Origin of the sequence: Gordonia sp. SL306, from assembly GCF_026625785.1 — a bacterium.
GTDB lineage: Bacteria > Actinomycetota > Actinomycetes > Mycobacteriales > Mycobacteriaceae > Gordonia.
On sequence record NZ_CP113063.1, the window covers coordinates 2902541 to 2915555 of the forward strand.

Consider the following 13015-nt stretch of genomic DNA (forward strand, 5'->3'; position numbering starts at 1 on the left):
GCCGTGGTTCCTTCCTCGTCGCGGGATCTGGTTCGTCGGGTCGGGGTCGTTGGTACGGGTTCGTCGATCGTTGTCGCATCGACGGATGACCGTTGATTCTGTCAGGCCGTCCTGAGTTGTCCCTGAGTCGACACGTCGTGTCGGTGATCAGTGCAGGAGTGCCTGCAGCGGTCGGAACGGTGTGAGCCACGCCCCGTCGTCGGGCAGGGAGTCGAGCCCGATGCGCGGGAGCGGCTCACGGAACACGGCCGGGATGTCCTCGAGGTCGACGAACTCCAACTCTTCGGTGGTCAATGCCCAGCTGGCGTGTTCGCGGAACCCGATCACGGTGACCGGTATGCCGTCCGACACGACGTCGAGCAGGGGCTCCCGGAATGCTTGTCCGTCGGCCGAGGCGACGATCAGGCCAGCTAGTCCCACAGTGTGCCTGCGAAGTTCGATGTGGTCGAGCATGTCGGCGTCCACATCGCTGTCGTCGGACAGCTTCGGCTTCGCGAAAACCGCATATCCGACATTACGCAGTGCGTCGACCCAGGGCCGCACCACGTCGGCGCTGCCCGGCACGATGTTCGTGAACACCGTCGCCTCGGGCTCCACCCTTCGAGACGCTTCGCTCCTCGGGGGGCCGGGAGGCGCTTGGCTGCTCGAGGGGGCGGCGGTGTGTTGGGAGATCTCCGCGGTTCGTTGCAACAGCCAGCGGCCGAGAGCGTCGAAGCGCGGACGATAGGCCGCGGTCGGGCGTCCGCCGAGGATGGCCCCGAGTCCCATGTCCATGTTGGGGGCGTCCCAGACGAGGAGGACTCGCGACGCGGCGCTCTGGCCGGCGATGGTCTCCGAGAATCCCTTTCCGGTGGCCGGAACCGGTGGGGGAGTGATGATCTCCGGTGTCATAGAGTCGTCGCTCATGCGTCGCCGCCTTCGGTGGCTGGAGGTGTGGGGAGATCCGGACGGACGTAGACGAACTCGTTGACCCCGCGTCCCTCGCGTTCGGCGCGGCCCTCGAACTTGGTGGTCGGCCGGTCCAGCAGGATCGGTGCGTCCCGGGTCAGCTGGATCACGTGTGGCCGATCGGGGCGCTGGGTGGCGAGATGCTCGGCGATCCACTCCGCATAGCCGGCGTGGTCGGTGGCGATGTGGAGCACGCCGCCCGGCTTGAGGCGGTCGGCCATCAGCTCCAGGGTGCCGCTCTGCACCAGCCTGCGCTTGTGGTGCCGTGATTTCGGCCACGGATCCGGGAAGAACACCCGGATCCCGGTCAGACTCTGCGGCCGCAACAGTTCGGTGAGCACCACGACGGCGTCGCCGCGGACCATCCGGATGTTGGTCAGTCCGCCACGGTCGACGAGTCCGAGCAGCTGGGCGAGTCCGGGTTTGTAGACCTCAACCGCCAGCACGTCGACGTCGGGTTCGGCCTCGGCCATCGCGGCGGTCGAGACGCCGGTACCGCTGCCGATCTCCAGGACGACGGGGGCGTCGCGGCCGAACAACTCGGGAAGGTCGACGGCGTCTTCCGGAACCCGGTCGACCCCGATGGCCAGGTCGCGGCCCAATCGGGGCCAGAGGGTTTCCCAATTCCGCTGCTGACCCGACGTCAAAGAGCCGCGACGGAACCGGAAACTGGTGACCCGCGGATAGCGACGTGACTGATCGAGACTCTCGCTCACCGGTCCATCGTTGCGCATCGGTGCCCGCCGAGAACAGCCGACACGGATTCTGCGCCGGTCAGCGGCACGGCGCGAGCGCCAGGACGCTAGATTGCGAGGCATGTCGCACGCCCCGATGACCCCATCGACGAACGCGTTGGAGCGGGTCGTCGAGTCGGGTCGTCTGGTGGCGCTCGTCGACCCGTCGTCGCCGGCTCGTGCCGAGCTCGACGTGGCGGTTCGTCGCTACGGCCGGCCCCTGCAGGTCCAGGTCGGCGGCCGGCCCGGGACCGGGCGCGACATGTTCGCCCGTGTGCTGCGGGAGCGGTTGTCGGTGACGGCGATCGGCCCGGGCGAGGCCGATGGGGATGCCCACTCCGCCGATCCGTGGACCGCCGATCTGTGGATGTACGTGTTGTCGGGACCGCCGCGAGCTGCGGATCGGACGGCGCTCGCGCAGATGCCTGCGGATCGCACGGTGGTGGTGCTCGGCAAGGCGGACACCCACGGATCCCCGGAGGCCGCCGCCGACGTCGCCGCCGAGTGCGCCGAACACCTCGGCGTGCCCGTGCTCGTGGTGTCGCAGTTGCTGGCCTGCGCGGATCTGACCGACGACGAGTTCGACCTCCTGCGCCGCCTGGTCGCTGCCGGTGAGACGATGCCGTCGATGTCGGGGCAGTTCCTCACCCCGACCCTGACCGGGCAACCGGCGCCGGATGGCGCCGGCCCGTTCCACGGCGACGAGCGGGTCCTGCGCGCCGGTCTGCTGCGCCGCGTCGATCGGCGTGGCATCGAGGTCGCGCTGGACCTTCTGGCCGCCGACGACCAGGCCGACGTCGCGGCGCTCAACACGGCCCTGCAGGGACAGAGCGGTATCGACCGGCTCGTCACATCGATCCGGGAGCGGGTCGACCTGGTCCGGTATTGGCGGCTGACGGAGTTGCGGTCTCGACTGGAGATCGTCGCCGCCCGCGGATGGGACCGTGACGTGATCGAACAGCTGCTGCGGGACGGGGAGGTGGCGTGAGCACCGCGCCGTCCGTGCCGGACGCCGTCTCCCATGTCCACGGCCTGACCGGATTCGATGCCGCGGCCCTGGCAGGCAACGGAACCGGAGTCGCGGTGTACGGGATCGGTGGGACCGGGGTGACCAGCCTGATCGAGGCGTGCCGGGTGGTGGATCCGATGTCGCCCGCGGTCGAGGGACGCTGGGGCCGCCGCGTCGACGACGTGTCGGTCGGCATCGCGTTGATGGTGGTCGACCCGTCGTCGTCGGTCGGTGACGAGGAGAAGCAGGCGGTCGACGAACTGCGGTCGCGGTTCGGGATCGTCGCGCTGGTCGGGTCCAAGATCGACGCCTTCTGGGACTGGCCCCGCATCCTGCGCGCGCACCGCGCCCTGCTCGACCCGTTCGAGCAGCTCCCGGTGTTCGCGGTCTCGTCGGCGGCCGCGTTGTCGGGGGCGGCGGACGAGTCCGGGGTGCCTGCCCTGATGGAGTGGATCACCGAGTGTCTCGCGGCGCCGTCGGACGCCCGGCGCGAACGGGTGCGGGTCGCCGCGGCGCTCGGGGCCGTCGAACGAACTCTGGACGGACTCACGCGGGCCATCGATCCCGATGTGGCGTCGGAGACGCTCGATCGGCTGGCCGATCGTCGGCGGGCTTTGCTGGAATCCCGAGACCGGGGTCGCGCGGACCGGCTCGCCGCGGCGCGCGCCGGGCTCGCGAGGGCACGCAGCGAGTCGCTCGCGGACGTCGCCGCGGGCACCCGCGGTCTCGCCGCCGCGGCGACGGCGCGGTCGGCGACCCTCAAGCGCGCCGCCGTCGACGGTTATGTCCGCTGGCTCACCGACGAGGTGGCAGCGTTGCGTGACCGGGTGGATCACGCGACCGACGAGCGCATCGACGAGGTGCGGGCGGCGACGCTCGTCGGCATCGAGGCCCAGGTCGACGCCGAACCCCGCACCGATCCGGATGATCGGGCGCCCGATCCACCGTTCGGGCGGGCGGTGCCGTCCGGCCGGCGGGGCGGCGAGGACGCCCTCCTGGTCCTGATCGGCGCGTCGACCGGGCTCGGCGTGGGACGCCTGATCGTCGCGCCGATGGCGTCGGTGCAGACTCTGCAGTGGGTCAGCATGCCGCTCACACTGTTGCTCGGGGTCGTTGTCGCCGCACTGGTGATCCGGGTGCGCCGGACCACGGCATTGCGCGCCGACCTGCGTGGCTGGAGCAGCGACGCGCTGAACGAGACGCGCGGGCGGCTCGAACACCGGGTGGGGCTGCGGCTGGCCGCGGCCGAACCTCATCTGGCCAGCCAGGTGACCCGTTTCCACGAACGACGCTCGCGACAGGTGTCCGCGGAGGTCGCGGAGATCGACGTGAGACTGCGCGACCTGCGGTCGGGATCGGCGACGCGGGATCGGCGCGACCAGCTCGGCCGGCTGCGCGGCACGCATCGCGAACTCGTGTCCCTCGCACAGGCGCTGGGCGGCGACGACGCGGACGTCTGAGCACGATCGGAACCGATCGGGTGCGCGCTGCGTCCTACCATCACGGTGGTGTGCGGCGGGGCGGACCGAATGACTCAGGACCGAATGACTCAGGATCGAATGACTCAGGATCGAAACCAGCAGGACCGAACGAGACCGGATCGAGGCAGCGCAGATGGACATGTCATTTCTCGGTGGCGACCCGTTCGGTGGGGACGGGTTCGGCGGCAATGAATCGGGCGATCCCGATCGCGTGACGGTCGACCACGACGGTTCGTTCGCGGCGCGGCACGTCGTGTACCTCACGCCCACCGACCTCACGCCCACCGACGACCTCGGCGACACCACGTCACCCGAGGACCATCTGTGGATGCATTCCGACGGGCGGGTCTGGGATCTCGGACCGGCCGATGTCGACACCGACGACGACGGCGTGCGGGACTCACTCACCCGCAGCGGTGCCGGTGGGATGACCGTCTACACCGACTCCGACCACGACGGACAGGTCGACAAGATCACCGAGATCGACGCGCAGGGCATGTTCTCCTCGCGCACTCTGGACCCCCAGAGCGGCGCCTGGGTGCCGACCGACACCGGGCGACTGGGCTGAGGCTCCCTCACGTTCGAGGAATCGGCGGCTGCGAGCTCTTGCGATACATGCGACTGTGGGATATCACCCATCTGTCGGCCCCGGTACCTAGCGCCCGCTCGGTGAACGTATCCTGAGTTGACGACGACATCGCCGACGGCTATGCATCGGGCCGTCACCTCGGAGGAGACCCAATCATGACCTCAGCCACAATTCCCGGACTGGACCCGAAAACCGCCCCGACGAAACACGCCGGACTGCTGGCGTGGGTCGCCGAGGTCGCCGAGCTGACACAGCCCGACCGGGTGGTCTGGTCCGACGGCAGCGACGAGGAATGGGACCGGCTCACCACCCATCTCGTCGACGCAGGCACGCTGGTCAAGCTCAACGAGGACAAGAAGCCCAATTCGTTCCTGGCCCAGTCCGACCCCGCCGATGTCGCCCGCGTGGAGTCGCGCACATTCATCTGTGCGAAGACCCAGGAGGATGCCGGCCCCACCAACAACTGGGTCGATCCGGCGGAGATGCGCGCCACGATGAACGACCTCTACCGCGGATGCATGCGCGGTCGCACGATGTTCGTCATCCCGTTCTGCATGGGGCCCCTCGGCTCCGACGACCCGAAGCTGGGCGTCGAGATCACCGACTCCGAATATGTCGTGCTGTCCATGAAGATCATGACCCGCGTCGGCCCGAAGGTGCTCGAACTGCTCGGCGACGACGGCTTCTTCGTCAAGGCCCTGCACTCCGTCGGCGCACCGCTCGAGCCCGGTCAGGCCGATGTCCCCTGGCCGTGCAACTCCGAGAAGTACATCTCCCACTTCCCCGAGGACCGGGAGATCTGGTCGTTCGGTTCCGGATACGGCGGCAACGCCCTGCTCGGCAAGAAGTGCTACGCGCTGCGCATCGCCTCGGTGCTGGCCCACGACGAGGGCTGGCTGGCCGAGCACATGCTGATCCTCAAGCTCACCAGCCCGCAGAAGAAGGTCTACTACGTCGCCGCCGCGTTCCCGAGTGCGTGCGGCAAGACCAACCTCGCCATGATCCAGCCCACCATCCCGGGCTGGACCGCCGAGACCGTCGGCGACGACATCGCCTGGATGCGCTTCGGCGACGACGGCCGCCTGTACGCGACCAACCCGGAGTTCGGGTTCTTCGGTGTCGCACCGGGCACGAGCAACGACTCCAACCCGAACGCCATGAAGACCGTCGAGGCAGGCAACACGCTCTACACCAACGTCGCCCTCACCGACGACGGCGACATCTGGTGGGAGGGCATCGGCGGCGAGAAGCCTGCGCACCTCACCGACTGGCTGGGCAACGACTGGACGCCGGATTCCGAGGGGAAGGCCGCGCACCCGAACTCCCGTTACTGCACCCCGTTGGACCAGTGCCCGTCGCTGGCCGACGAGTGGGACGACCCGAAGGGTGTGCCGCTGTCGGCGATCCTGTTCGGCGGCCGCCGCAAGACCACCGTCCCGCTGGTCACCGAGGCCCGCGACTGGCAGCACGGTGTGTTCATGGGTGCCACCGTGGGCTCGGAGCAGACCGCCGCGGCCGAGGGCAAGGTCGGTACCGTCCGTCGCGACCCGATGGCCATGCTGCCGTTCCTCGGCTACCACATCGGTGACTACTTCGCGCACTGGATCGACCTCGGCAAGAACGCCGATGCCGCCAAACTGCCGAAGATCTTCTACGTCAACTGGTTCCGTCGCGGCGACGACGGCCGCTTCCTGTGGCCGGGATTCGGCGAGAACAGCCGCGTGCTCGAGTGGATCGTCGGCCGGATCGAGGGCGAGAACGAGGGCATCTCCACGCCGATCGGCATCGTCGCGAAGCCCGAGGAGATCGACGTCGACGGTCTGGGTGACCTCCCGGCCGAGGACATCGAGGCGGCGCTCGCGGTGAACGCCGACGAGTGGCGCCAGGAGATCCCGCTGATCGAGGAGCTCTTCGAGTTCGTCGGCGACAAGCTGCCGACCCCGCTGCGCGACGAGCTGGATCAGCTCAAGCAGCGACTGGGCTGAGCCAGATCGACGTTCTCTCGTCGTTCTCTCGACGCCGCGGCATCGGGTAAGGTCTCCCCCTATGAGGTTTCGCTTGTGGGGGGCGGCACTCGTGTCCGCTTGTGCTGTAGGACTTTCCGTTGTGTCGGTCGGTGGGGTCAGCGCGGCCCCGGCGAGCCCTTCGTCGGGCGTGACGTCGTTCTATCGGGATTCGACGACGATCTCCGGGCTGCCGACCTTCGGCGGGATCTCGGGCATCGACCGCACCGGTAACGGCACCTTTGCGCTGATCTCCACCGATGTCGGCCGGTTTGGCCCGGCGCGGTACTACAACGCGACGATCCCGTTCAGCTCGACGACCGGTGTGGCGAGCGAGGGCCGGATCACCGGCGGCGGCACCGTCCTCGGCCCCGGCAATCTGCCGATCCTGCCCGGGGGCGCGCAGTTCGAGGGCCTCCGTCGCCTCGGTGGCGGTTACGTGGTCGTCGGCGGCGGCAACCAGCAATTCGTCCGGGTGGTCGGCGGGCTGGGTAATCACCTGCGTGATCTCCCGCTCCCGGCCGCCTACCGCAGCACCGCCAAGAGCGGTCTGAACGGGCAGCGCGGACTGACCGGTGTCGCGGTGGCGCCCGGTGATCGGGTCAGCGCCATCACCGCGGGCGGGCTGAAACAGGATCCGCGGACTTCTGCCCGCCTGCTCACCTGGGCCGGCCGCGGCACGTCCGAGCACGTCTACCGCACCGACGGCGACAAGGTCGCGGCAGATGTGCTGGCGGTCAACAACACCGACTATCTGGTGCTCGAACGGGGCAAGGGTCGCACGTCCCGCATCTACTGGACCACCACCCGCGGTGCGCAGTCGGTGACCGGGAAGCAGAAGCTCTCCGGCCGCGAGGCGGCGATGCCGAAGAAGTCCATCTTCTCGACCGAGCCGCTCACCGGTCTGGTCGCCGGGAACATGTCCGGACTGGCCTGGGGCAACTGGTTCCCCGACCATCCGTGGATGACCTATCGGGCGCGGGCGCTCTACATCGTGACCAACGACGCCTTCTCGGGCCCGACGCGCGTACACGTCCTCGAGGTCCGGCTGCCCAAACGCTGATCCGTCGGGTGTTCGACCGACCCTGGGACATCGGGGTGGTCACTCAGGGATATTCCCGATAGCCAACGGACCGGAGATTTGGCACCGTTGAGGCCATGACATCGGCCCGTACGGACAGCCCACACGTCGCAGCACACCCGATCGCCGCCGGCGCGGCCGATCTGACCAAGGTCTACGGCACGGGTGACACCGTCGTCGAGGCCCTGCGGGGGGTCACCATCGAGTTCGCCGCCGGCCAGTTCACCGCGATCATGGGTCCATCGGGGTCCGGCAAGTCCACCCTGATGCACTGCCTCGCCGGCCTCGACGTGGCCACCGACGGCAAGGTGCACATCGGTGACGTCGATCTCACCGGACTCTCCGACAAGGCGATGACCATGTTGCGGCGCGACCGGATCGGGTTCGTCTTCCAGTCCTTCAACCTGGTCCCCACCCTGACCGCGGCCGAGAACATCACGCTGCCCGTGGACATCGCGGGCCGGGAGGTGGACAAGGACTGGTTCGATGCCGTGGTCGATCGCCTCGGCATCACCGACCGGCTGACCCATCTGCCCAGCGAGCTGTCGGGCGGTCAGCAGCAGCGCGTGGCCTGTGCGCGTGCGCTGGTCGGCAAGCCGGACATCATCTTCGGCGACGAGCCGACCGGCAACCTCGACTCGCGCTCGTCGGGTGAGGTCCTCGCCATCCTGCGAGCGGCGACCGACGAGTTCGGCCAGACCGTGGTGATCGTGACGCACGATCCGCGCGCCGCCTCCTACGCCGACCGGGTGGTGTTCCTCGCCGACGGGCTGATCGTGCGCGAGTTGGCGCGCCCGTCGGCCGACGACGTCTTCGAGGTCATGAAGAACCTCGACGAGCCGGCGGCGTCTGAGCCGCATGAGCCCAAGCATGCCGCCGATGCGGCGGCCGACGAGAACACCTCCGAGGTGCGCTGACACCATGGCATCGTCATCGGTGATGCGCCGGGTCTCGTTGCGAAACCTGCGCGCACACAAGCTCCGTCTGTTCCTGACGGTCTTCTCCATCGTGCTCGGCACCTCGTTCGTGGCCGGGTCCATCGTGTTCACCTCGACCGTCTCCAAGGCGTTCAACGACATCTTCGATTCCGTCGCCCCCGGGGTCTCGGTGCAGATCACCCCGGAGAACAATCAGTCGCCGGGCGTTCCGCAAACGGCCATCGACGATCTCGACGCCCGGAAATCGGAGCTCGGGATCGACCGTATCGTCGCCAACTATTCGGGTCTGGTGACGATCGCCAATTCCGAGGGCAAGGCCCTGCAGACCGGCGGTGCCCCGAGCGTGGGTACCGCGTACCTGCCGCCCGACCTCGCGCTCTCGCCGGACACCAGCAAACTCGAGCCCGGCGGTCGTGGACCCACCGACCCGAGTGAAGTCGCGCTGAACGCCTCGGCGGCGGAGAAAGCAGGTCTGAAGGTCGGTTCGAAGACCAAGGTCGTCCTGGGACAGGGCTCCGCCCAGCCCCGCGAGGTGACCGTGGTGGGACTGCTCGACCTGCCCGGTTCCACCGGCGGTTTCGTCAACGTCCAGTTCGATCAGGCCACCGCGAAGACGCTGTTCTCCGACGGGCAGCACGTGGCCCAGGTGGACATGTCCGCGGTCGCCGGGGTGACACCAGCCCAGTTGCAGGAGCGGGTCGAGAAGGCCCTGCCCCCGGATCTGTACAAGGTGCGGACCGGAGATCAGGTCCGGCAGGACGAGAAGGACAACGTCAATCAGTTCCTGAGCATCTTCACCGGAATCCTGTTGGCATTCGCGGCGATCGGGCTCATCGTCGGAACCTTCATCATCTACAACACCTTCTCGATGATCGTGGCGCAGCGCAACCGTGAGCTGGCGTTGCTGCGCGCGGTCGGCGCGAGCCAGAAGCAGGTGTCGCGCTCGGTCCTGTTCGAGGCGTTCATCGTCGGCGTGATCGGTGGTGTCGTCGGCCTGGGGATCGGTATCGGGCTCGCCGCCCTGCTGAAGGCGTTGACGAGTTCGGCGTCCGGATTGCCCCAGGCGCCCTTGCAGATCAGCGCGGGGGCGGTGCTGGCCGCACTCTTCGTCGGCGTGGTCGTGACCATGGTCAGTGCGTGGGTGCCCGCGCTGCGCGCGTCGAAGGTGCCGCCGGTGGAGGCGATGCGATCCGGCATGGCCGAGGGCTCGGCGCCGTTGCGCACCCGCACCATCGCGGGGGCCGTCCTGGGCATCGCAGGCCTCGCGGCCATCATCATCGGTGCCATGGGCGTGGGTCTCGGACCGGCGATCGCGGTCGGATGCGGCTCGGCGGCGGCCATCGCCGCGGTCGTCCTGGCCGGGCCCGCGCTGTCGCGCCCGATCGTCGGGGGACTGGGCACGGTCATCGGCGCACCCTTCGGCAAGATCGGCAGGCTCGCCCGGACGAACGCGGTGCGCAACCCGCGCCGCACCGCGGCGACGGCCTTCGCGCTCACCCTGGGACTGATGCTGGTCGCGGTGATCGGCACCCTCGGCACCTCGTTCAAGGGCACTATCGACACCGCCGTCGACACGGGTCTGCGCGCCGAGTTCATCGTCGCGGGCGCCAATCAGCTGCCGATCCCGGGCTCGGTCGCCACCGCCGTCGAGGGCGTGGACGGCGTCGGGTCGTCGGTCAGCTTCGGCGTCGTCCGCGCCGAGGTGGACGACAAGACGGTGGCCGGATACGGGGCGCTCGGCGGCCAACCGGACGACGTCGCCATCATGGACATGAAAGACGGTGCCTCCCCGAACCTTCCGGCCGACGGCATGTTGGTCAGCGAACGCACCCGGAACACGCAGGGCTGGGATCGCGGAGACGTCGTCACCTTCACCGGTCCCACCGGGGAGCGGATCCCGGTGACAGTGTCCGGCGTGTACGCCGACAACGAGGCGCTGCAACCGTGGATGGTGGGACCGACGGTCTACGACAAACTCGTGCCGCCGTCGGCACGGGTGAGCGCCACCATCTTCGTCGCGCCCGCACCCGGCGTGCAGGCCGACGTGCTGCGCAAGAATCTGGAGAACGCCACCGACTCGTATCTGACCGTCCAGGTCCAGGACCGTGACGAGTTCAAGAGCTCGGTCTCCAGTCAGATCGACCAGATGCTGGCGACGCTCTACGCGATGCTCGGCCTGGCGTTGCTGATCGCCGTGCTCGGCATCGTGAACACCCTGGCGCTGTCGGTGGTGGAGCGGACGCGGGAGATCGGCATGCTTCGGGCTGTCGGCATGCTGCGATCCCAGGTGCGGCGCTCCATCTACCTGGAGTCGGTCCTCATCGCGATCTTCGGCGCGATCCTGGGGGTGATCCTCGGCAGCGTCATCGGCTGGGCCCTGGTGCGAACCCTGGCGAAGTGGGGGTTGGGGACCCCGGTGCTGCCGTGGGGTCTCATCGTGATCACCCTGATCGCATCGGCGGTGGTCGGCGTCCTCGCCGCGCTGTGGCCCGCGGTTCGTGCGGCACGCACTCGACCGCTGGAGGCGATCGCCGAGGCCTGATCGTGCCAGCCTGATCGTGCCAGCCTGATCGTGCCCCGAGCCGGGTCAGCGCGCGGCCGGCTCGCGCTCGGGTTCGGTGGCAGGCTCGTCGGCGGCCGGCGTCATCGCGTCGGGACTCAAGAATGCCAGGATGGCGGCGCCGACGAGGATCACGACGCCCATCACGATGCAGGCGGTGTTCAGCGGCGCGACGAAGGCGTGCCGTGCCTGCTCGGCCACCTGCCCCAGTGCGCCTGCCTGCGCGGGGTACTGGGTGACCAGGGCGTCGAGGGCGTGTAGTGCCTCGGCGAGGGAGCGCGAGATGTGGTCGCCGAGTTCGGTCGACCCGGTGGTCGCGGTCACCTTGTCGGCGATCGGGGCGATGTTGCGGGTGTACCCGGCGGCCACGATGCTCCCCGCCAGGGCGATGCCGATGGCGGCGCCGACCTCGCGGAAGGTGTCGTTCACGGCCGATCCGACGCCCTGGTTCGCCGACGGCGTGTTGGCCATGATGGCCGTGGTGGGCGGTGCCGTGGCGAAGCCCTGCCCGGCCGACCCGAGGAGCAGCAACGGGAGCAAGCTGAGGTAGCTCGAGTAGTCGAGTACGCCCATCAGGATCAGCGCGACGCCGGTGAGCCCGACCCCCAGGACGAGGATGGTGCGCAGCGAGTAGCGGACCGCGAGCCAGCCGCCGATCGGGGACAGGACCATGATGACCGCGATCAGGGGCAGCATCGCGGTGGCGGCCATCAGCGGTGACATCCCGAAGTCGAGCTGCAGGCGTTGCAGCACCACGAAGAAGAGCCCCAGCGACGCAAAGAACTGCACCAGGATGGTGAACGCGCCTGCGGAGAACGCCCGGTTCGAGAACAGGCGAACATCGAGAAGTGGTGCATCACGCCGATATTCGACGAATGCGAACACCACCGCCAGTGCCAGGCCCGCCGCCAGCGCCCCGATGACGAGAGCGTCGTCCCATCCGCGGCTCGGTGATTCGAGCAGCCCGAGGACGAACAGGAACACGGCCGAGGTGGACAGCAGGGCGCCGGGGAAGTCGAAGCGTCTGGGCTCGTCGTCGCGGGAGGTCGCGATCGTGCACGACGCCACGGCCAGCAGCGCCGTGACGGCGGCGAACGTGACGAAGATCGACCGCCAGGTGAACCACTCGAGGAGGAATCCGCTCACGAAGAAGCCGCCGATACTGCCTGCTCCGGCGACCCCGGCCCAGATGGCGACGGCCAGGGGACGTCGGGACTCGGGGAGTTCGGAGGTCAGCAACGACAACGTCGCCGGCATGATCATCGCGGCGGCGACCCCGGCCAGTGCTCGGCTGGCGATGACGATCAGGGGATCGTCGATCCACAGCGGCGGCAGCGACGCGATGGCGAACACCGCCAGTCCGACGACGAGCAGTCCGCGCCTGCCGTATCGGTCGCCGAGTGCCCCGCACGGCAGGAGCAAGGCGGCCAAGGCGACGGTATAGGCGTCGACGAGCCAGGTCATCTGCGTCGAGCTCGCGCCGATGGACGGGCCGATCTCGGGCAGCGCGACGTTGAGAGCCGTCATCGCACCCGCCACCACCGAGAGGGCTCCGCAGGCGACGCACATCAGCCAGATGCCGCGCGCCCCGATCCGGTCCGTCGTCGTTTCCGTGTCCTCGCTCTGCCGATCCGCTCGTTGCTGATCCGAGATCATCGTCTGACCATACATG

At 68.8% G+C, this 13015-nt stretch carries 10 protein-coding genes; 7 read left to right on the top strand and 3 right to left on the bottom strand.

What is annotated here, in order from left to right; translation table 11 throughout:
- Positions 1–147 precede the first annotated feature (147 nt).
- Positions 148–891, bottom strand: a complete 744-nt coding sequence (locus OVA31_RS13255) for an NYN domain-containing protein (protein WP_267631517.1) — start codon at positions 889–891, stop codon at positions 148–150.
- An 11-nt stretch (positions 892–902) separates the two neighbouring features.
- The gene (trmB, locus tag OVA31_RS13260) at positions 903–1682 is read right to left on the bottom strand and encodes a tRNA (guanosine(46)-N7)-methyltransferase TrmB (protein ID WP_267627114.1); all 780 of its coding nucleotides are present in this window, start codon (positions 1680–1682) and stop codon (positions 903–905) included.
- Between the two features lie 82 nt (positions 1683–1764).
- On the opposite strand from trmB, the gene OVA31_RS13265 reads away from it, so the two are divergent.
- From OVA31_RS13265 to OVA31_RS13295, 7 genes are all read left to right on the top strand, one after another.
- On the top strand, positions 1765–2670 hold the full coding sequence (locus OVA31_RS13265) for a hypothetical protein (RefSeq protein WP_267627115.1): 906 nt from the start codon (positions 1765–1767) through the stop codon (positions 2668–2670).
- Positions 2667–4151 (top strand): hypothetical protein, encoded by a 1485-nt coding sequence (locus OVA31_RS13270; RefSeq protein ID WP_267627116.1) that lies wholly within the window; start codon positions 2667–2669, stop codon positions 4149–4151. The genes OVA31_RS13265 and OVA31_RS13270 overlap by 4 nt, the downstream gene beginning before the upstream one ends.
- Before the next feature lie 154 nt (positions 4152–4305).
- Positions 4306–4740: a DUF6802 family protein gene (locus OVA31_RS13275; RefSeq protein WP_324290094.1), complete on the top strand. Its 435-nt coding sequence runs from the start codon at positions 4306–4308 to the stop codon at positions 4738–4740.
- Between the two features lie 176 nt (positions 4741–4916).
- Positions 4917–6746 (top strand): phosphoenolpyruvate carboxykinase (GTP), encoded by a 1830-nt coding sequence (locus OVA31_RS13280; RefSeq protein WP_267627117.1) that lies wholly within the window; start codon positions 4917–4919, stop codon positions 6744–6746.
- A gap of 61 nt (positions 6747–6807) precedes the next feature.
- Entirely contained in the window at positions 6808–7827 is a 1020-nt protein-coding gene (locus tag OVA31_RS13285) for an esterase-like activity of phytase family protein (RefSeq protein WP_267627118.1), read from the top strand.
- A gap of 95 nt (positions 7828–7922) precedes the next feature.
- Entirely contained in the window at positions 7923–8762 is an 840-nt protein-coding gene (locus OVA31_RS13290; RefSeq protein WP_267627119.1) for an ABC transporter ATP-binding protein, read from the top strand.
- A gap of 4 nt (positions 8763–8766) precedes the next feature.
- Positions 8767–11325, top strand: coding sequence for an ABC transporter permease (locus tag OVA31_RS13295; protein ID WP_267627120.1), 2559 nt, complete (start codon positions 8767–8769; stop codon positions 11323–11325).
- Between the two features lie 45 nt (positions 11326–11370).
- Here the strand turns inward: OVA31_RS13295 and OVA31_RS13300 are convergent, their stop codons facing one another.
- Positions 11371–12999, bottom strand: coding sequence for an MFS transporter (locus OVA31_RS13300; protein WP_267627121.1), 1629 nt, complete (start codon positions 12997–12999; stop codon positions 11371–11373).
- Positions 13000–13015: the final 16 nt, after the last annotated feature.